Annotated in this window: 16 protein-coding genes and 2 pseudogenes; 15 read left to right on the plus strand and 3 right to left on the minus strand. The window is 48.6% G+C overall.

Annotated elements, in window-relative coordinates; all coding sequences use genetic code 11:
- Window positions 1–196 precede the first annotated feature (196 nt).
- The 8 genes from pdhA (at window position 197) to PVOR_RS13135 (ending at window position 10,943) form a co-directional block, all read left to right on the plus strand.
- Window positions 197–1,264, plus strand: a complete 1,068-nt coding sequence (gene pdhA, locus PVOR_RS13100; RefSeq protein ID WP_036638211.1) for a pyruvate dehydrogenase (acetyl-transferring) E1 component subunit alpha — start codon at window positions 197–199, stop codon at window positions 1,262–1,264.
- 163 nt (window positions 1,265–1,427) lie between these two features.
- On the plus strand, window positions 1,428–2,405 hold the full coding sequence (locus tag PVOR_RS13105; RefSeq protein ID WP_006209702.1) for an alpha-ketoacid dehydrogenase subunit beta: 978 nt from the start codon (window positions 1,428–1,430) through the stop codon (window positions 2,403–2,405).
- 29 nt (window positions 2,406–2,434) lie between these two features.
- Window positions 2,435–3,754, plus strand: a complete 1,320-nt coding sequence (locus PVOR_RS13110) for a dihydrolipoamide acetyltransferase family protein (RefSeq protein WP_006209703.1) — start codon at window positions 2,435–2,437, stop codon at window positions 3,752–3,754.
- A gap of 3 nt (window positions 3,755–3,757) precedes the next feature.
- Window positions 3,758–5,173, plus strand: coding sequence for a dihydrolipoyl dehydrogenase (gene lpdA, locus PVOR_RS13115; protein ID WP_006209704.1), 1,416 nt, complete (start codon window positions 3,758–3,760; stop codon window positions 5,171–5,173).
- A gap of 199 nt (window positions 5,174–5,372) precedes the next feature.
- Window positions 5,373–6,167, plus strand: coding sequence for a thymidylate synthase (gene thyA, locus PVOR_RS13120; RefSeq protein ID WP_006209705.1), 795 nt, complete (start codon window positions 5,373–5,375; stop codon window positions 6,165–6,167).
- A gap of 56 nt (window positions 6,168–6,223) precedes the next feature.
- Window positions 6,224–6,718 (plus strand): dihydrofolate reductase, encoded by a 495-nt coding sequence (locus PVOR_RS13125; RefSeq protein ID WP_006209706.1) that lies wholly within the window; start codon window positions 6,224–6,226, stop codon window positions 6,716–6,718.
- 335 nt (window positions 6,719–7,053) lie between these two features.
- Complete coding sequence (locus PVOR_RS13130; RefSeq protein ID WP_006209707.1) at window positions 7,054–8,541, plus strand: glutamate synthase subunit beta; 1,488 nt, start codon at window positions 7,054–7,056, stop codon at window positions 8,539–8,541.
- 116 nt (window positions 8,542–8,657) lie between these two features.
- The gene (locus PVOR_RS13135; protein ID WP_006209708.1) at window positions 8,658–10,943 is read left to right on the plus strand and encodes a type IA DNA topoisomerase; all 2,286 of its coding nucleotides are present in this window, start codon (window positions 8,658–8,660) and stop codon (window positions 10,941–10,943) included.
- Between the two features lie 75 nt (window positions 10,944–11,018).
- On the opposite strand, the gene PVOR_RS13140 is transcribed toward PVOR_RS13135, so the two are convergent.
- Both PVOR_RS13140 and PVOR_RS13145 read right to left on the minus strand, forming a co-directional pair.
- Window positions 11,019–11,756 carry an HAD family hydrolase gene (locus tag PVOR_RS13140; protein WP_006209709.1) on the minus strand — a complete coding sequence of 246 codons (738 nt, stop codon included), beginning with the start codon at window positions 11,754–11,756 and terminating at the stop codon, window positions 11,019–11,021.
- A 16-nt stretch (window positions 11,757–11,772) separates the two neighbouring features.
- A complete protein-coding gene (locus PVOR_RS13145) occupies window positions 11,773–12,690 on the minus strand; it encodes an ArsR/SmtB family transcription factor (RefSeq protein ID WP_006209712.1) in 918 nt (305 codons plus the stop codon).
- Window positions 12,691–12,820: 130 nt separating this feature from the next.
- Here PVOR_RS13145 and PVOR_RS13150 point away from each other — a divergent pair, with 130 nt between their 5' ends.
- The 7 genes and pseudogenes from PVOR_RS13150 (at window position 12,821) to PVOR_RS13175 (ending at window position 18,929) form a co-directional block, all read left to right on the plus strand.
- Window positions 12,821–14,002, plus strand: coding sequence for an MFS transporter (locus PVOR_RS13150; RefSeq protein ID WP_006209713.1), 1,182 nt, complete (start codon window positions 12,821–12,823; stop codon window positions 14,000–14,002).
- A gap of 173 nt (window positions 14,003–14,175) precedes the next feature.
- Window positions 14,176–14,542: pseudogene (locus PVOR_RS33015) on the plus strand (ATP-binding cassette domain-containing protein); the annotation flags it as partial.
- A gap of 93 nt (window positions 14,543–14,635) precedes the next feature.
- Window positions 14,636–14,806 carry a hypothetical protein gene (locus tag PVOR_RS33020; RefSeq protein WP_419144509.1) on the plus strand — a complete coding sequence of 57 codons (171 nt, stop codon included), beginning with the start codon at window positions 14,636–14,638 and terminating at the stop codon, window positions 14,804–14,806.
- A gap of 143 nt (window positions 14,807–14,949) precedes the next feature.
- Window positions 14,950–16,194 carry a VCBS repeat-containing protein gene (locus PVOR_RS13160; RefSeq protein ID WP_006209716.1) on the plus strand — a complete coding sequence of 415 codons (1,245 nt, stop codon included), beginning with the start codon at window positions 14,950–14,952 and terminating at the stop codon, window positions 16,192–16,194.
- Between the two features lie 3 nt (window positions 16,195–16,197).
- A pseudogene (locus tag PVOR_RS13165) lies at window positions 16,198–16,897 on the plus strand (response regulator transcription factor).
- Entirely contained in the window at window positions 16,894–18,348 is a 1,455-nt protein-coding gene (locus PVOR_RS13170) for a sensor histidine kinase (RefSeq protein WP_006209718.1), read from the plus strand. The pseudogene PVOR_RS13165 and the gene PVOR_RS13170 overlap by 4 nt, the downstream one beginning before the upstream one ends.
- Window positions 18,349–18,398: 50 nt before the next feature.
- Complete coding sequence (locus tag PVOR_RS13175; RefSeq protein WP_006209719.1) at window positions 18,399–18,929, plus strand: GNAT family N-acetyltransferase; 531 nt, start codon at window positions 18,399–18,401, stop codon at window positions 18,927–18,929.
- Between the two features lie 255 nt (window positions 18,930–19,184).
- On the opposite strand, the gene PVOR_RS13180 is transcribed toward PVOR_RS13175, so the two are convergent.
- Complete coding sequence (locus tag PVOR_RS13180) at window positions 19,185–20,318, minus strand: glucose-1-phosphate adenylyltransferase (protein ID WP_006209721.1); 1,134 nt, start codon at window positions 20,316–20,318, stop codon at window positions 19,185–19,187.
- Window positions 20,319–20,494: the final 176 nt, after the last annotated feature.

Below are 20,494 nucleotides of genomic sequence, written 5' to 3' on the forward strand. Positions count from 1 at the left end.
CTGACATGTCTATGTTGTCTGCTGTTCTATGATGTTTGTCATACTGTTATAGTATTATCAATTAACTGTTATACATACAAAAGTCAAGAAATCTGAAATTTTATCCCGCATTTCTTTGACGAATGGAGTAAAACAGGTGTATAATAATTCTATAACAGCGGAACTTGATATTCAAATATTTATTGAGGTGAAAAAAATGACCAAGGTTCCTTATGAAGTATATACCGAGGAAGTAGATACTCTATCTGTACTTTCCCCGGATGGCAAAATCGTAAACAAAGATCTTCTGCCTGAATTGTCAGACGATCAGCTGAAAGAAATTATGTACCGTATGGTATTTACCCGTACTTGGGACGACCGCGCCGTGAATCTCGGCCGTCAAGGACGTCTCGGTTTCTATGCACCTGTATCCGGTCAAGAAGCAACAATGGTTGGCAGTGAGTTCGCGCTTGAGAAAGACGACTTCGTATGCCCAGGCTACCGCGATATGCCGCAAATCGTATGGCATGGACTTCCGCTTTATCAAGCTTTCTTGTATTCCCGTGGACATCAGCATGGCGGACAAATTCCAGAGGGTGTTAACGTATTAATGCCTCAGATTATCATTGGTGCTCAAATTCTGCACGCAATGGGTATTGCTATGGGTTATAAATTGAAAAAGCAGAAGCAAGTCGTTATCACGTACACCGGTGACGGCGGTTCTTCGGAAGGCGACTTCTACGAAGGATTGAACTATGCAGGCGTGTATAAATTGCCTGTTATCTTCTTTGTGCAAAACAACGGCTACGCGATTACAACTCCGTTCTCCAAGCAGACGGCAGCATTGTCTATCGCTCATAAAGCAGTTGCAGCTGGTATCAAGGGCGTGAAGGTCGACGGTATGGACGTTCTGGCAGTCATCAAGGCGGTTCGCGATGCTGCAGAGCGTGGTCGCAACGGCGAAGGTGCAACTCTGATCGAAGCGGTAACTTACCGTTTCCGTCCGCATTCCCTGTCTGATGATGCTTCCAAATATCGTACGAAGGAAGAGGAAGGCGAGTGGAACGAGAAGGATCCAATCGCACGCCTTGCGAAATACCTTGAGCAAAAAGGTCTGTGGACTGAAGAAGATACAGCTCGCGTAAAAGACGAAGCGAAAGCGAAAGTCAACGAGCAAATCAAAAAAGCAGAACAAACGGAAAAAATGACAGTACCTGGTTTGATCGACAGCATGTTCGAACAAACACCTAAGCATCTTGAAGAGCAAAAAGCTGATTTTCAATAAAAATGACGGACCGATGATTGTCATAGGTTGATCCTGGGATAATCATCCGGTTTTGTCATGGGTGCAGCAGGTCTTTATATAACGTTTCGATATATATTTAGCCGCTTTAAGGCTTAACAATGGAAGTTTAGTCAACTGTATTTCTTAAGGAGGAAATGAAGCAATGGCACAAATGAACATGAAAGAAGCGATTCGCGACGCCATGCGCGTTGAATTGAGCCGTGACCCTAACGTTGTCATCTTCGGTGAAGACGTGGGTAATGTCGGCGGTGTTTTCCGTGTAACGGAAGGCCTTCAAAAAGAATTCGGGGAAGAGCGCGTATTCGATACGCCACTGGCCGAGTCCGCTATCGGTGGTTTGGCAGTAGGTCTCGGTATCCAGGGCTTCCGCCCGATCGCTGAAATCCAATTCGTTGGATTTATCTTTGAAGCTCTTGACCAAATCGTAGTTCAAGCAGCGCGCATGCGTTACCGTTCCGGCGGACGTTACCATTCTCCGATCGTATTCCGTACGCCGTTTGGCGGCGGGGTTAAAGCGGCAGAACTGCATACCGACGCACTGGAAGGTTTCATCACGCAAACCCCGGGTATTAAAGTTGTAGTGCCTTCCAATCCTTATGATGCAAAAGGACTCATGATCGCGGCAATCCGCGACAATGACCCTGTATTCTTCATGGAGCACTTGAACCTGTATCATGCGTTCCGCGCTGAAGTTCCTGAAGGTGAATACACCGTAGAACTTGGAAAAGCTAATGTGGTTCGCGAAGGAACCGACGTGACGATTATCGCTTACGGTCTGATGGTTCACACAGCAACAAAAGCTGCTGATGAGCTTGAGAAGAACGGAATCAAGGCCGAAATCATCGATTTGCGAACCATCGCTCCAATCGATATTGATACCGTGCTTGCTTCGGTGAAGAAAACCAACCGTGCCATCGTGGTTCAAGAAGCGCAAAAATCCGCCGGCGTCGCCGCGGAAGTTATCGCTCAAATCAACGAGAGAGCGATCCTGCATCTGGAAGCTCCAGTACTGCGCGTAGCACCGCCAGACACCGTGTATCCTTTTGCACAAATCGAGGACACTTGGCTGCCTACTCCAGCGCGTATCGTTGAAACCGTAAATAAAGTATTGAATTTCTAATAGCAGCAATTTCTAGGGAGGTTTTTCAGTTGGCAAAATTTGAATATCGTTTTCCAGAGCTGGGTGAAGGTTTGCATGAAGGTGAAATCATCAAAATGCATATCAAGCCAGGCGACAAAGTAACAGACGACGACATCATCATGGAAGTACAGAACGACAAAGCGGTCGTGGAAGTTCCTTGTCCCGTGAACGGTACGGTTCAAGAAGTTTTTGCCAAGGACGGTCAAGTATGCCGTGTCGGTGAAGTGGTTGCTATCATCGATGCTGAAGGCGACATTCCTGAGCAAGAAGCTCCAGCTGAAGAGCAAGCCGCTCAAGAAGCCGACGCAGCTAAGGGCAGCGCGGATACAACTTCTTCCCCGGCTCAAGATGCTCCGGCTGACGCTAAGCAAGGCGGAAACGGTGAAGCGGCAGCGCCAGCAGTACCTAACCGTGAAGTTTTGGCTACACCTAGCGTGCGTAAATTCGCTCGTGAGCAAGGCGTAGACATCACACAAGTACAAGGCTCCGGCAATAACGGCAAAGTAACACGCGAAGACGTTGAAGGTTTCAAGAACGGCGGCGGCCAGGCAGCAGCGGCTCCTGCACAAGAAGCGTCTTCCGAAGCTAAAGCAGCTCCTGCAGCATCCGCAGCGGTGGATACTCGTGCAGAAGAAGAACGCGTACCATTCAAAGGAATCCGCAAAGCGATCTCGAATGCGATGGTTAAATCGGCATACACAGCTCCGCACGTTACGATCATGGACGAAGTTGACGTAACCGAGCTGGTAGCTTTCCGTACCCGCATGAAGCCAATCGCAGAGAAAAAAGGCACAAAAGTTACGTATCTGCCATTCATCGTAAAAGCACTCGTTGCGGCTAGCCGTCAATTCCCTGCTTTGAACGCAATGATCGATGAAGAAGCGAACGAAATCGTGTACAAGAAGTACTACAACATCGGGATCGCTACAGATACAGACAACGGTCTGATTGTACCGGTTATCAAAGATGCAGATCGTAAGAGCATCTGGATGATCGCTGACAGCATCCGTGATCTGGCTGCTCGCGGCCGTGAAGGCAAACTGTCTCCTAACGAAATGAAGGGCAGCACAATTTCCATCACGAACATCGGATCTGCAGGCGGTATGTTCTTTACGCCGATCATCAACTTCCCAGAGGTTGCTATTCTTGGTACCGGCCGCATCAGCGAAAAAGCGGTTGTGAAGAACGGTGAAATTGTTGCGGCACCTGTAATGGCATTGTCCCTGAGCTTTGACCACCGTATCATCGATGGTGCTACAGCTCAACACTTTATGAACTATATTAAACAACTGCTCGCTAACCCTGAGCTGCTTGTTATGGAGGTGTAACTAATGGTAGTTGGAGATGCTTCTTTGGATATTGATACCCTAGTCATTGGTGCTGGTCCTGGTGGTTATGTGGCGGCGATTCGTGCCGCCCAACTGGGTCAAAAAGTTCTGATCGTTGATAAATCGGAGCTCGGCGGTGTTTGTTTGAACCGTGGTTGTATTCCTTCAAAAGCGCTGATCGCTGCTGCTCATCAGTTTGAATCAGCTAAGCATGCGGATGCATTCGGTATTTCTGTAGAGAATGTAAAAGTTGATTTTGCAAAAACACAGGAATTCAAAAACGGCGTTGTTAAGAAAATGACCAGCGGCGTATCCGGCTTGCTGAAAGGCAACAAAGTTGAAGTTTTCAACGGTGAGTGCATGTTCATCAACGAAAACGAAGCGCGTGTATTCAACGATCATGAATCTCCGCGTTACCGTTTCAAGAACTGCATCATTGCTACAGGTTCCCGTCCAATCGAACTGAAGCCTTTCCCATTCGGCGGACGCATCCTGTCTTCGACCGAAGCGCTGAACCTGCCAGAAGTACCGAAGAGTTTGATCGTTATCGGTGGTGGATACATCGGTGCCGAGCTTGGTCAAATGTACTCCAAATTTGGTTCGAAGGTTACCATCATCGAAGGTCTGGACAGCGTACTGGCTGGCTTCGACAAAGACATGACCAGCCTTGTTACGAAAAACATGAAGAAAACCGGTATCGAGATTATTACAGGTGCAAAAGCTGAAAGTGCTGAGCAGAATGATAAAGAAGTTACCGTGAAATACTCCGTGAACGGTGAAACGAAGGAAGTAACGGCAGACTACCTGTTGGTTACTGTCGGCCGTCGTCCGAATACGGATGGTGAGCTTGGTCTGGATCTGATCGGTATGGATCTTGACGAGCGCGGCTTTGTAAAAGTCGACCATCAAGGTCGCACCAGCATTCCTCATATCTTTGCTATCGGTGATATCGTATCCGGTCTGGCACTTGCTCATAAAGCATCTTACGAAGGTAAGGTTGCTGCTGAGGTGATCTCCGGAATGCCATCTGTTGTTGACTACAAATGTATTCCAGCTGTGGTGTTCACAGATCCGGAATGTTCCAGCGTAGGTTACACCGAAGCTCAAGCGAAGGAAAAAGGCCACAAAGTAAAAGCAGGCAAATTCCCTTACGCAGGCAACGGACGTTCTGTATCCCTGAACCATCCTGAGGGCTTTGTGAAGATCGTAGCCGAAGAAGGAACAGGACTTATCCTCGGTGCACAAATCGTAGGTTTGGAAGCTTCAAACCTGATCGCTGAGCTTGGTCTTGCCATTGAGATGGGTGCTACACTTGAAGATGTAGCTTTGACTATCCATGCGCATCCGACTTTGGGCGAAATCGTAATGGAAGCTGCGGAACTGGTTATGGGTCATCCGATCCACATCATTTCCCGTTAATTCTAGGACACTACCTTAGTCATTATATATTTGGCCAGGAGGCAGAGAACGCGCAGGCGGTTTCTGCCTCCTGTTTTTGTTTTTTTTGCGGATGATCGAATGTATGGATTATCGTAAAATGCAGAGTTATTTTCTGCGTGTCATACATTCCACGATCATGGTAGACTGTTGATATGAGATTCTAGTGAGGTGACTATAGATGAAACAATACTTGGAGCTGCTGCAGGACATACTGGATCATGGTGTAGAGAAGGGAGACCGCACGGGGACCGGGACGCTATCCGTATTTGGAAGACAGCTGCGTTTTGATCTTTCACAAGGGTTCCCGCTAATGACAACGAAGCGGATTCACCTTAAATCGGTTGTACACGAGCTTTTATGGTTCCTGAGCGGGGAAACGAACATTCGATATCTCAAAGAGAACGGCGTGCGGATATGGGACGAATGGGCGGATGAGAATGGCGATCTGGGTCCGGTCTACGGTTCGCAATGGCGGGCTTGGGAAACGCCGGATGGACAACATATCGACCAGATTGCAAACGTGATCGAGTCAATTAAGAATAACCCCGACTCCAGGCGGCATATCGTCAGCGCCTGGAATGTGGCGGAGATTGAGAACATGAAGCTGCCTCCATGCCATTTTGTGTTCCAATTCTACGTTGCGGGCGGGAAACTCTCCTGTATGCTGACCATGCGGTCTGTGGACAGTTTCCTGGGCCTCCCGTTCAACATTGCCAGTTACGCGCTGCTGACCCATATGGTTGCACAGCAATGCGGGTTAGAGCCTGGTGAATTCATTTGGTCCGGAGGGGACGTGCATATCTACTCCAACCATATGGAACAGGTGAAAACCCAACTTGAGCGTGAACCGTACGAGCTGCCGAAGCTGATTATTAAGCGCAAACCGGAGAGTATTTTTGACTATACATTTGACGATTTTGAATTTGAGGGCTATCAATATCATCCGACCATCAAGGCAACTGTAGCCGTGTAATTCCTTTGAATCTGTTGCATGACAATCTATCAGAGCAAGGAAGGAGATGATCTATCATGATATCCATGATATGGGCAATGGGCAAGGATCAGGTGATTGGCTTAAACGGAACAATGCCGTGGCGTTTGCCGCGGGATATGGCTTTTTTCAGGGAGAAAACCTTGAACAAAACGATTCTGATGGGGCGTAAAACCTGGGAATCTTTTGGCAGTAAACCGCTGCCGCACAGAACGAACATTGTGCTTACCAGGGACGAGAATTTTACGCTGTCGGAGGATCAAGGGATCGTTCTTCACGATATCGAGGATGCTACGGCTTATTCGAACAACGGAGAATTAATGGTGATTGGCGGAGCACAAATCTACGAGAAGATGCTGCCCAAGGCAGATCGTCTGTATTGCACGTTCATTGACGAGTCTTTTGAAGGGGATACTTACTTCCCGGAGGTGGACTGGGATCAATGGCAGATTATTGAAGAAATCCCGGGTATTACAGATGAGAAAAATCCATACACTTACCGGTTTGTTATTTATGAGCGAAAACACAAGTAGTAATGAGCACCAATTGAAGGGATAGACTGCAGCTATCTATCTATGTTGTGAACCCTGGGATAGTAGGATAATACAAATGATCATGCATATAGTCCATTTAACAGGCGAAAAGCGAAATGCTACTATATTTCTAATGTTTATACACATTGCTGCTTAAATAGCCGCAAATAGTAGGGTTTTGGTACTGATAAAAATTTTTTTAGTTTAAATAAGAAAAAATAAATCAGGCTGAATGCTGTTTCTGTGGTTATCTGACGATAGATGTCGGATGATTTGTGATATGATAAATTGTACATGGTAATCAGCATGGATAGAACGGATGGGGGTAAAGCAGTATGTCTACACCAACAGGATTTATGGAGTTTCAGCGCCAGCTACCGGTAGACCGGAGCCCGGCAGAACGAGTAAAAGACTGGGAAGAGTTTCATAAACATTTAGAAGAAGAAGAGCTCCAGACCCAGGGAGCACGCTGCATGGACTGCGGTACACCATACTGTCATACAGGGATCGATATGATCGGCGGCACATCCGGCTGCCCGATCCACAATCTGATTCCGGAATGGAACAATCTTGTTTATCGAGGCTTGTGGAGAGAGGCTCTCGAGCGTCTTCACAAAACAAATAACTTTCCTGAATTTACAGGACGCGTATGTCCTGCACCTTGCGAAGGTTCGTGTACAGTAGGCTTGATCGGGGAGCCGGTAACGATTAAATCCATTGAGCAAGAGATTATCGACAAGGGCTTTGAAGAAGGCTGGGTTGTCCCTGAGCCGCCTGAGAAGCGCACGGGACGCCGCGTTGCCGTTGTTGGTTCTGGTCCAGCGGGGCTGGCAGCAGCTGCCCAACTGAACAAAGCGGGCCACTCAGTGACTGTGTATGAGCGTGCAGACCGCATCGGCGGTTTGTTAACTTACGGAATTCCATCCATGAAGCTGGATAAGGGCGTTGTTCAGCGCCGCGTGGATCTGCTTGCGGCTGAAGGTGTGGAGTTCGTGGTCAATACCGAGATTGGCAAGGACATTGCGGCCAAGCAGCTTATGGAGGATTATGATGCTGTCGTACTGTGTGGCGGTGCAACAAAGCCGCGTGAATTCAACATTGAGGGCAGCGACCTTAAGGGCATCCATTACGCGATGGATTATCTGAATGGGACCATCAAGAGCCTGCTCGATTCAGGCCTTGAAGACGGTAACTACTTGTCGGCCAAAGACAAGGATGTCATCGTGATTGGCGGCGGTGACACTGGTTCTGACTGCGTCGCAACTGCTTTGCGTCATGGCTGCAGCAGTGTAACCCAGTTCGGTACGCATAAAAAAGCTCCGCTTCAGCGCGATCCGATTGCGAACCCGTGGCCGCAATTTCCGAATGTGTATACACTCGATTATGCTCATGAGGAAGCCAAAGCGTTGTTTGGCAGCGATCCACGCGAATTTTCCATTATGACCACGAAATTTGTTGGTGATGAAGAAGGCAATCTGAAAGAACTTCACACTGTGCAGATCGAGCGTATCGTGGATGAAACTGGACGAAAAGTATATCAACCGATTCCGGGCACGGAAAAGGCTTTCCCGGCACAAATGGCGTTCATTGCTATCGGGTTCGACGGACCGGAGCAGACGCTTGTAGAACAGCTGGGACTTGAAACGGATCGCCGTTCCAACGTGAAAGCCCCTTATGGCAAATATACAACCAATGTGGACAAAGTATTTGCTGCCGGCGATATGCGCCGCGGACAAAGCCTGGTCGTATGGGCGATCAATGAAGGCCGTGAAGTCGCACGCGAGGTAGACAAATATTTGATGGGTGCTACGGTTCTGGTTTAAACCCTCTCCTAAATATGCTATCATAAATAGTAGTTAAAGGGACTTCGCGAGAGCGAAGTCCTTTTTGGAGTTAGCCACTGCGCACGGGGCAACTCGGTCGGGGAGGAGAATGTCATTTGAAAACGTTGGTCATTGCCGAAAAGCCGGATATGGGACGGAACATTGCTGCGGTAATCGAGCCGCGAGCGAAGAATAACCGTACATATCTTGAAGGAGAGCAGTATATCATAACTTGGGCTATCGGACATCTGGTAGGGCTTGCTGAGCCGGATGCATATGATCCGAAGTATAAACGCTGGAATTTACGGGATCTGCCGATCATTCCGGAGCAGTTCAAAATCATCCCGAATCCGAAAACCAAGGACCAATTGAAGGTCATTGGCGAGGTAGCCAAGCGCTGCAGCCATATCGTAAATGCTTGTGATGCGGGACGGGAAGGACAGTATATTTTCGCCTTGATCCAGCAGCAATTAAAGCTCAGACAACCCGTAAAAAGATTATGGATATCGGATTTAACAGCGGAGAGCATTGCCAAAGGTTTTGCGGAGCTGAAGGACGGGGTGGAATTCGAGTATTTGACCCAAGCCGCACGCGCACGCAGTGAAGCGGATTGGCTGATCGGCATGAATGCGTCACGCGCCTTTACAACGCGTCATCAGACATTACTGTCCGTAGGGCGGGTGCAGACGCCGGTTCTTGCTCTTATCTATGATCGGCAGAAGGAGATTGAAGCCTTCGAATCGCAAACCTTTTACGATGTGTTGGCGGTGTTTAAGCAAGAGAAGCTGGAGTATACCGGGACATGGCAGGGAGAACGGTTGACCTCCCAGGAGAAAGCGGACACGATCGCTGCCAAGGTGAACGGTAAGAACGGTGTCATTGCGAAATATGAAGTGAAGGAAACCAAGGAATATCCATTCAAATTGTATGATTTGACACTTCTCCAGCGCGATGCCAATGCCAAGTACGGATACTCTGCCAAAAAAACGCTGGATCTTGCACAAGCGCTATATGAGCGCCATAAGGTGATCTCGTACCCGCGTACCAACTCCAACTATGTCAATGAACAGAACATTGAAGGGATGCACAAGGCGCTTCATATGTTAAAATCGACCCCCTATGCCTCCATGGTGGAAGGGGCCGAGCCGAGTCGTGTTAATATCAACAACAAAGCCGTATGCAATCCGCAGCGGGTAGAGGATCACCATGCCATCCTCCCGACATTGAAGCGTCCGGGCACGCTGAGCAAGGAGGAGCAGCATATTTATGATCTGGTCATCATCCGTTTTCTGTCGCATTTTTACCCACCGGCGAAGTACAAGCAGCATACGGTGCTTACCGAGGTTGAGGGAGAGACGTTTAAGACCGGAATTAAGGAGCTGCTGTCCCTCGGCTGGAAGGTGCTGATAACCCGGGATAAAGAGCAGAAGAAGGCCAAGCCTTCCTCTAAGAAGGGAAAAGAGGACGAGGAAGAGGAGACCCAAGAGTGGAACGATCGCTCATTCGACCTGGTTCCCGATCATCCCGTTCACTGTAAAAAGTCCGAAGTGAAAGAAAAGGCGACCCAGCCGCCGAAGAGTTACACGGAAGGGACTTTGCTGAAGGCGATGGAAAGCGCCGGAAAGTCCATTGAGGATGAAGCACTTCGGGATGCCATGAAGGACAGCGGGCTTGGAACGCCGGCAACCCGGGCAGCAACGATCGAGCGTTTGAAAAAGGTTGGATATATTACGATGCAGGGCAAGAAAATCACCGTAACCCAAAAAGGAAGAACGGCGGTTGAGCTGATCCGGCATGCAGGTGTAGAATTGCTGGCTTCACCCGAAATGACAGGCCAATGGGAGCGGCGTCTTAACCAAATATCCAAGGGTGAGGCTTCGGCAGACGTGTTCATGCAAAATGTGCAGAAGTTTACTATTTCCATCATAAACAAGGTATCCTCGCAGCGTCCTGCACCTTCGTCCTTATTCGGTGGAGATGAGGACAAGGCGAAGGGCAGAGGGAAGCGGAGCACGGGGAAAGCGGATGCCGCGGCTCGCGCCCGCGAAGAGCGTCCCGCGAAGAGTGCTCCCAAATCTAAGACAGCAACCGATGCGTCGTCCGTGCGATCACCGTTAGGGCGTTGTCCTAGACCCGGGTGTGACGGGCAGATTATTGAAGGACGAAAAGGTTATGGCTGCGCGAACTTCAAGACTGGCTGCAGTTATGTGATCTGGAAAGAATTTGCGGGCAAGAATGTTACGCATGCGATGCTGAAATCCTTGCTGCTTCAAGGCAAAACCCAGGTATTATCTTTTAAAAATGATGATGGCAGCACGTATAAGGGCAGGATTGTGCTGGCTGCCGACGGTAATGGAAAGCTATCCGTACAGGCAGAGGATACAAGCGCGTCCGTGAAGTAAGGGTTGTCATGTAGAGTAAAGCAAAAAACCGGGCCAATTCAGGATGCTGTCCTGAGCGGCTCGGTTTTATTTGGTTTAATTTAAATGCTCCTGAATGACTTCAGGCACCTCGGTTAAGGCGGAAACGGTGTACAGCACATTATGGGGTTCTTGCTTCAGCTCCACCAGATTATACTGCCACTCCCGCTGCTGCTTGATATAAATGCTATTAATACCAGCCGTCAGAGCCGGCACCACATCCGTGCGAAGCGAGTTGCCGATCATCCACGTGTCGGAGCGGTCGAATGTTCCCAGGCTCAGGATTTCTTCCAGGGCCGTAATATTTTTATGCTGACGGATATAGATACGATCATTAAAATACTCCGCTAGTTTCATTTGTTCGATTTTACGTGTCTGAATTTTGGATTCTCCACCGGTGTACAGGTACAATTGATGTCCTTCATCTCGAAGCTCCTCCAATGTCTCAATCATGCCGGGATAAGCCTCAATTTCCTGATCATACACACTTAGACCTAATTTGAAGAGCAGCTCCTCTTCTTTTGGAGATCTTCCTCTTCCGTGAACCTTGCTAAAATAATGATACGTAGCGATCAGGGATTTGGGGAAGTTAACGCTTGCGAATCCCATCTTATCCACGCCGGCTACGTCGATTTCCATCTGTTTGGTACGGATATCCTGAGTAGTTACACCATACTGCTGGAACCATTCGGTCATCCACTCGAAATAATCACCCAGGATCAGATCGAAATATTTGTTGCAGTGAATCAAGGTGTCATCCATGTCGAAAATAATATGCTGTGATGTTTGGCTCATGGTACGCTCCTTCTTGCTATGAAAGTCGAATGTAGGTCTCCAGGAACATCTGCAGTTCGGATGCTCCATCCGGTCGCAGGCTGAATCTTTCGTTATTTTCGGATTTCAGATGGGAGCGCAGCAAACCTGCCGCCCTCAATATCATTAAATGATGCATCAGATCTTCATAAGGCTGCCCCAGTTCAGTTGCCATTTCGGATACGGCCTTCGGCTCGTCCGCAATATATCGCAGGAGACGGAGACGTTCCGGATCCGCAAGCGCCTCTGTCATGCGCAGGAGCACAACGGGGGGTTCATCTTCCTCTTCCTCCGGGATATCGATCGGATATTGGAGCAGGAGTACATTTTCATAGAAGCAATAGGTATTGATCGGGCGAAAATGAGTTCCGGGGAACAAGACCACATGTTCCTGCCGCACATCGTCCAGGATAACGCCGCTTGAGGCGTATTCGATCAGGTTCTCGTCGTCCATTTTGGGAAGAAGCATCCGTTTTTCCTCGGCATCTTCCTCCAGCAAATGATACAAATCCCGTTCCACATTGGAAAAATAATGCTCATACCAGAGTTTCATGAGTGGTGTGTAGTCTGCTCGGATTCTAGAGATTTCATCCAGTGACAGGGACGGCAAATGCGGCTGCAGCAGACCATGGAGTTCCTCCACAGGGGATGATTCAATCCATTCAAGAAAATCCGGAATCTCCTCATGTTCTCCCCTAAGCATGATCAGGGCATATAATACGTCATAATCGGCCAGCGGCCATAAACGTGCTCCACTGAACTGGACGCGCACCTGCTGAGGCAAACGTTCGTCCATCTCGGTAATAAGCTGCTTTCCGATATCCAGGTTATCGGTCCATTTTCTTGTTGCATATATCATGAAGCTGCCCAGCAGCTCGTACACCATGGATACATCAATACTAACTTTGTACTTCATTACACAGATACCCTCCCAATTGATGGCATTGTTCTTATTATGGCTTGTATCGATTGGGCTTGTCCACTATAATGTTCATCTGACTGTTTAAATTCATCGTTTTTTCACATTAGAGGAGGACTATATTGCAGTGGCAGAAGTTGTAAACCCCCGTCAAGGGAGAACTCATTATTTTATATTAATTGCCGTCGTGGTTGCGGCGGGCTTAAGCCAGGGACTGTTACTGCCGGTACTGGCTATATTTTTGGAACGGATGGGCATCTCCTCATCCATGAACGGATTGAATGCAGCCGCACTATACGTTGGATCCTTTGCGATGACACTGGTGGCCGAGAGGGTTCTCGGGTGGGTCGGCTTCAAAAAGTTGATTGTGTCCGGGCTCGTTCTGGTCATGCTGTCGCTTGTCGCATTTCCATTAATACCGAGTGTGGCCGTCTGGTTTGTGCTCCGGGTGCTTGTCGGTATTGGCGACAGTGCCCTTCATTATGCCGCACAGCTCTGGGTGCTCATGATGTCAACGGCCAAAAACCGGGGGCGGAGCATATCCTTCTACGGCATGTCGTACGGACTGGGATTTAGTATCGGGCCGCTGGGCATTCCTCTATTAAAATATGGCGAAGCGGTACCGTTTCTGATCCTGGCGGTACTGTTCTTGTTCATTCTGTTGGTTGTGCTCTTTAAGCTCCCGAATCTGAAGCCGGAAAAAGGCGAAAACGGGGAACAGCAGCCTGGAGGCCGGTATCTCAAAAGCTACCGCTTGGCCTGGTTTGCATTAATCCCTGCTTTTCTGTACGGGTACATGGAAGCGGGGATTAACAGCAACTTCCCTGTATATGGATTAAGAAGCGGATTCACTTTAGGCGAGATCTCGGCTCTGCTGCCTTTTGTCGGGATCGGCGGACTCCTGCTGCAGCTTCCGCTCGGAATATGGAGCGACAAATTCGGACGGAAACGGGTGCTGACCATCGCCGGGATCGTGGGCGGGTGCTGTTTCTTGCTCATACCGGTGGCAGGAACGAATTTCTGGGCAATATTAGTATTGTTAACTCTGGCGGGAGGATTGGTCGGATCGTTCTTCTCGCTTGGGCTGGCTTATGCTGCCGATATACTTCCCCGAGTGCTGCTGCCGGCAGCAAACGTGGTGGCTTCCTTTCACTTTAATGCGGGCAGCATAGCAGGTCCTAATGCCGGCGGGGCGATTATGGAAACCGGATGGAACGGAGGCATATTTGTTCTGCTCGGAGGCTTGTATATTTTGTTTGCGTGTACGGGTTTATGGTTTAAAGTCAAATCTGTATCTCCACAGAAATAGAAACGTGTGTTCTCATGGCAATTGCTTTCGCTTTCTTCTAAACTAGAGAGTAGGAATATGCACTTGACGGGAGAGACGATAACATGATTAAAGTGGATCGCCTGAAGAAAACGATGGGCCCTGAACGCACACCGGTGTTAAAGGATATTACTTTTCAGATGGAACACGGGGAAATGATCGGTCTGATCGGTGCAAGCGGAAGCGGAAAAAGTCTGATGATGAGCTGCCTCTCCATGCAGCAAAAATGGGATGGCGGCAAGTTAACCATCGATGGCGAAGATATGATGAATCCTGCTGGAAAACGGAGGATTCGCCGGGAATGGGCTTATCTTGAGCAGAACCCGGCCTTAAATGTAAATCGTACCGCACTTAAGAACGTATTGATCGGGCAATCCAGCCAAACGCCGATGTGGCGAATGGTTACGGGGATGGTTCGATCTGATGATTATATGGGGGCCATGGATACAATCGAGCATCTTGGTTTATTGGACAAGGCTAAGCGCAAGGCAGGCGAGGCTCAGCGGCGGCGAGAAGCAGCGAATTGCCATTGCACGGGCACTGGTCCACGGGGCCAAGGTTATATTGGCCGACGAACCGGTGACGGGGCTCGATCCGGCCTCGGCCGAACACGTGTTGAAGACCCTTAAAACATTGTGTGAAGAAGAACGTTTAACGGTATTTACCGTTATCCCCCTGGAGCTTGCCGAGAAATATTGCACCCGCATCATGGGTCTTGCGGGCGGGCAGCTTGCAGTGGATGTAACCGGGAGACGTTTAACGCATGGTGAGAAGTCAAGACTGTAATTATCGTTTGCCCTTATATCTGGGTGAATGTATAGAAATGAGTTGATACTTATTGAAATATAGAGTGATGCGAAGCCCTCTTATCGGGCTTGTTACTATTGATCATAAGCGGCTGCACGTTCATTCAGGACCCAGTCTCCTTAATGAAGAAACCGGATTTGCCGACGGATAAAGCGACACTGAATGGTGCCATCCAGTCTGCACTTCAGAAGCTTAAGCTGGACAACGGAGCCATTATCCGGCCGCGAAGTGACGTGGACAGCAGTTCGATCCGAATCCATGACCTGGACAATGATGGCATTCTGGAAGCGGTTGTCTTCTATCAGACGCCGGATGAAGAAGTGAAGATCCATGGCATGATCATGCAGCAGCAGGGTGATACATGGGTGAAGAAGCTGGATTTTGACGGGGAAGGGACGGTTCTGGAATCGTTTGATTTCGTTGATTTCACGAATGACGGCAAGGTTGATATCGTAGCTGGTTTCTCCCGCGGCGAAGAGAATCTCCAAAACTTGCTGACCGTGTATTCATTCTCCGGGGATTCGCTGGAAAAAGTGCCTGCCTTGCCGTACACGCACTTTAATATTGGTGATATGAATGGTGACAAGGTCAAGGATATCACGGTTGTCTATCTCCAGCAGAAGGAGTTATCGTATATCAGCACCTATCAGTATGATAAGTTTGAAGATGCCTTTGTAGAGCTTAACAAGCTGGATCTTGGGCCAAATATTGAAAGTTATTACAATGTTGTCGCAGGTAAAGTGGCCAAAAACAAAGAAGGTATCATCCTGGACGCTTCCGTTGTATCCAACTCCTCGTATTCCAAAATCATCATTATGGAAGATAGCAAGTTTATTGACGTGCTTCAGGACGAACTGCTTACCTACAAGGAACTGCCTGTAGAGAGCGAAGACGTGAATGATGACGGGATTTTGGAGTTTGGTGTTCTTACGAGACCAAGCGGCTGGGAGGATCGGCTTATCGTGGATGAGATCCCGTTCTTTACCACCTACTTCCAGTGGGACGGGGAAATTCGCGAGAGCGGCGAACGGGAAGGCCTGCAATTTGTACTTCAAAGATACTATGACATGGATAATCGCTTTTATCTGGACTTTCCGCCGGACATGTACCAGAAGATTACCATCACACCGGAATCCAACAAAAATGCTTATTTGAATTTTGTCTTGACGGACACGGGCGAATCGGTCGCTGAGATTAAATTCTTCACGATGGCCCAGTGGGGCAAAGCAGAATCTGATTGGGAGATTTTGGTGAAAGAGAAGAACCGCGTGATCGCTTACCGGAGTCACGGAGATTTGAAGCTTAGTAAAAAAGATAAAAAGCCAAGCAGCAATAATGTGGCTCCTATCGAAAGAAAGGGGAACTAGACCTTGAGTAAAGTGCTTATATTAGAAGATGAAGAATCAATCCGCAGTTTTATTGTAATCAATCTCAAACGAAACGGCTTTGACGTTCTGGAGACAGGAGACGGCAATGAAGCCCTTCGTATGCTGCAAACGACGCCAGATATCGATATCGCCTTGCTCGATGTGATGGTTCCGGGAATTGACGGTTTTGAAGTGTGCCGCAGAATTCGGGAAACGAACGAGCGAATCGGCATTATTTTCCTGACAGCGAAAGTCCAGGAGCAGGATAAGGTATATGCTCTTTCAGTCGGAGCCGATGATCATGTCAGCAAACCGTTTAGTCCGACAGAGTTAATTGCGCGGCTGCAATCTCTCCTCCGACGGGTGAATGTTCAGCGTGCGGGAACCGCTAAGGTATCCTTTCAATCAGGTCCATTCACGCTGGATCTGATCTCCAAGCAGTTTAAGAAGAACGGGCAGCCAGTGGAGCTGACGCCGACCGAATTCTCGCTGGTGCAGTTCTTCCTGGAGAAAGAAAACACGCCGCTTAGCCGTGATGTACTGCTGGATCATGTATGGGGCAAAGAATATATGGGTGATCCCAAAATCGTGGACGTGAACATTCGGAGACTGCGACCAAAAAATCGAAGGCAATCCTTCCGAGCCGGAATACCTCCAGACGGTATGGGGTCATGGCTATAAATGGAAGGGTCAGGGACAATGATCATCAAAAAAGGCATTCGGCGGCAAATCGTGCTTCACTACTTTCTCGTAGTGTTCATTGCGTTGCTGCTGATTGAGGTTATTTTTCTTATCGCAGTACGAACGTATTATTACGATACGGTATACAACCATATGACAAACCATATTCACACCGCCAACGAATTTTATCAGCCCTTTCGATTGACCTCGGCGGATAATGTTAATCAGTTGAGCGAGATGCTCCGTCATTTTGAATTGTATAATACGGAGCTTCAAATATTGAATCCTGCGGGGCAAGTCCTCACCACCTCGACCGGTTTCGATTTGGAGCAGACGATCAAAACCAGTGATGTCACTCAAGCGCTTGCCGGCAATACGAGCCGCTGGATCGGCAAGCAGCAGGGTACCGGTCAGATCGTCATGGCCGTATCCCAAACGGTTTCGAACGGTTTTGAGAACACCTATGTGCTTCGTTACGTGACATCGCTTGAGTACATTAACGATAAACTGATGAAAATGACGCTGTTTGCGATCAGCATCGGAGCGGCCGTGCTTGCCATTGTCCTGGCATTCAGCATTGGGCTGGCTAACTCCATTGTGAAGCCGCTCAACAATATCACAACGGTATCCGCCCAGATGGCCAAGGGCAAGTTTAACGTGCGGATCAAGGGCGATTATAAATATGAGCTTGGCGAGTTATCCTCAACCTTGAACTATATGGCTCAGGAGATTGTGCGAAGCAATCAGGTAAAGGATGATTTTATCTCATCGATATCGCATGAGCTGCGCACACCGCTCACCAGCATCAAGGGCTGGAGCGAAACGCTTGACTCCGGCGGTTACGATCCTGAAGAAACAAAAATCGGAATGCAGATTATCACCAAGGAAACCGATCGGTTGATTGGCCTCGTAGAGGAGTTGCTCGACTTCTCGAAGCTGCAGCAAAATGAGATGAAACTTGTGAAGGGGATCGTGAACTTACGCGAGCTTCTGCAGGAGATCATGCTCAATCTGTGGACCAAAGCCGAGAAGAAGGGCATCCAGATCAAATTGGTGTCCGACGAAAAACCGATCATCTACGGGGATGCCAACCGCTTAAAACAGGTGTTTCTCAATATCGTGGACAATGCGGTCAAGTTCTCGCATGAGAACGGTGCGATCAATTTATCCTTCACCATAGAGGAAAAATTCGTGATTGTCACCGTCAAGGATCATGGTATTGGCATATCGGATGAGCATCTTAGACGGGTAAAAGACCGATTCTTCCAGGTAAACCCATTGAATGGCGGAACAGGACTTGGACTCGCCATAACCCAGCAGCTCATAGAGCTTCATGGGGGAGCGATGGAGATGGAGAGTGAGCTTGGACAAGGAACCTCCGTGATCGTCAAACTTCCGCTGCCGGAAGGGAAAATTCCCATGGCTGGTGGTTTGGAGAACGGCGAGGACGATCTGGCCGGACCGAGCGCTTAAGCTTTGCCGGGTGACCGGCAAAGCTTTTTTAGAAGGGAGCGTGCAGGAGAGTGGGATATAAGGCGTTAGCAACGTTTTCAACCGGGAGGGGTCGCTTTGAGCTGGGACTCGCAGAGGAAGAGAATGCAGGGGAGATGCTGCTTCTGCTCAAGGAGGCAGCCGAAGTGATGGAGCAGGAAGGACGGAGGCAGTGGAGCCCATCGCTCTTTTCCCTGGAATTGATGCAGCAGTACTTGGCAGAGCGAGAGGTGTTTATTCTGTGGCATGAAGGGGAAGCTGCTGGCATGTTCACCCTTCAGTACGGAGATGCTGCGTATTGGGGTGATCGGGACGATCCGGGTTTCGGGTATCTGCATCGGCTAACCGTACGCTCCTCCTACCGGGGACTTGAGCTCGGAGCGAAGATGATCTCGTTTGCGGAGGCGTATTTGTTATCAAAGGGCAGACGGGGCTTCCGGCTGGATTGCGTTTCGCATCTGCCTACACTGAATCAATTTTATCAGCGTCAGGGATTTCAATTCGTGGCCGAGCAGGATATGGGCGGTCGGTTCGTGAATTTATATGAGAAGACTTTTGGTTAATCTCAACCAACTAACTATATAAAATCTGTAAGTCGCACGCGCTTAAGAAAAAGTCAGCAGGGCAACATACATGAGAAAAAGCGATCCGTCTTACGGGATCGCTTTTTTTATAAAGGAGGAAGGGAGAGATTATCACTGCTGACCCCATTTCCATGGTATGAGGGAAGGCTAGGATGAAGAAACGTTGGCACGCATACGACCTTTTTCATACACATCCTGAAGCAAGACGGGACGGCGTGGGTACGTACGGTTGGTTTACGGTAGCACCGTCTCATACGGTCCCACCACAACCGACGGTTGCCGGGAGCGCCTTTTACAACGGCTCCGATCCTTGATGATGGCTCCTTCGCCGATGATGGCATGCTCAACATGGACTCCTTTGCCAATCTTGGCATTGGGCATCACCACGCTGTCCTTCACGATGGAATATTTACCGATCTCTGCACCGCAGAATACAACAGAGCTCTTGGCTTTTCCTTCAAAGGTGCATTGGTCGTGAATGAGGCAATCCGTATGCTCCGCATTACGGGTACGAGCTGCAGTAAGTTTGGTTTTCCAAGCACGGGTGTACATCGGCCAATCGGCTCTCTCAAGCACAAGCTCATTTTGGCTGAGCACATCCATATGTGCCTCCCATAAGCTCTCTACGGTGCCTACGTCACGCCAGTAGCCTTGGAAACGGAACGCCAGCAATGGCTCCTCTCCGGACAGCATTTTAGGGATCACATCCTTCCCGAAGTCATGGCTGGAGTTCGGGTCGGCTGCGTCCTCCATTAGATGCTGCTTCAGGTAGTCCCATCGGAACAAATAAATGCCCATGGATGCAAGATTGCTTTCCGGTTTTGCCGGTTTTTCAGCAAATTCAATGATATTCAGGTTATCGTCAACACTCATAACACCAAAACGGCTGGCGTCTTCCCAAGGAACTTCCATGACAGAAATTGTCGCAGGTGCACCTTGTTTCATATGAGCATCGAGCATTTCCCGATAATCCATCTGATAAATGTGGTCACCAGACAATATGAGCACATGCTCCGGATTTTGTTCATCGATGTAAGGAATGTTTTTATAAATGGCATCTGCTGTTCCTAAGTAGCCTTCTTGATCTATGTTGTTTGACGGAAGCAGCGCAATACCTTCGTGTTCTGTATGTGTTAGTCCCCAGGGTTCACCTTCGCCGATATGTTCGTGTAATGATTCTGCCTCGTATTGTGTAAGTACTCCAACGGTATCGATTCCAGAGTTCACACAATTGCTGAGAGGAAAATCGATTATACGGTAGTGTCCGCCGAATGGAACAGCGGGTTTTGCCAGCTTGGACGTAAGGGGGGCTAATCTTTTACCCTCTCCTCCGGCCAGAAGCATAGCAATACAGTCTTTTCTCTTCATCACGTTTCCCTCCCAATGTATTTTCACGTTGTACATTACATAAACGACATTCCCGGGGTTTGAAACGATTATATTGAAAAAGTATTTTGAAAATTACAAATTTATTGATGGGTTACATTTTTTATTTTCAACATGGTAAGAATGGGGTAATAACATTAATAATAATGGATTTTTAA

Origin of the sequence: Paenibacillus vortex V453 (assembly GCF_000193415.1) — a bacterium.
Classification (GTDB): Bacteria; Bacillota; Bacilli; order Paenibacillales; family Paenibacillaceae; genus Paenibacillus_AQ; species Paenibacillus_AQ glucanolyticus.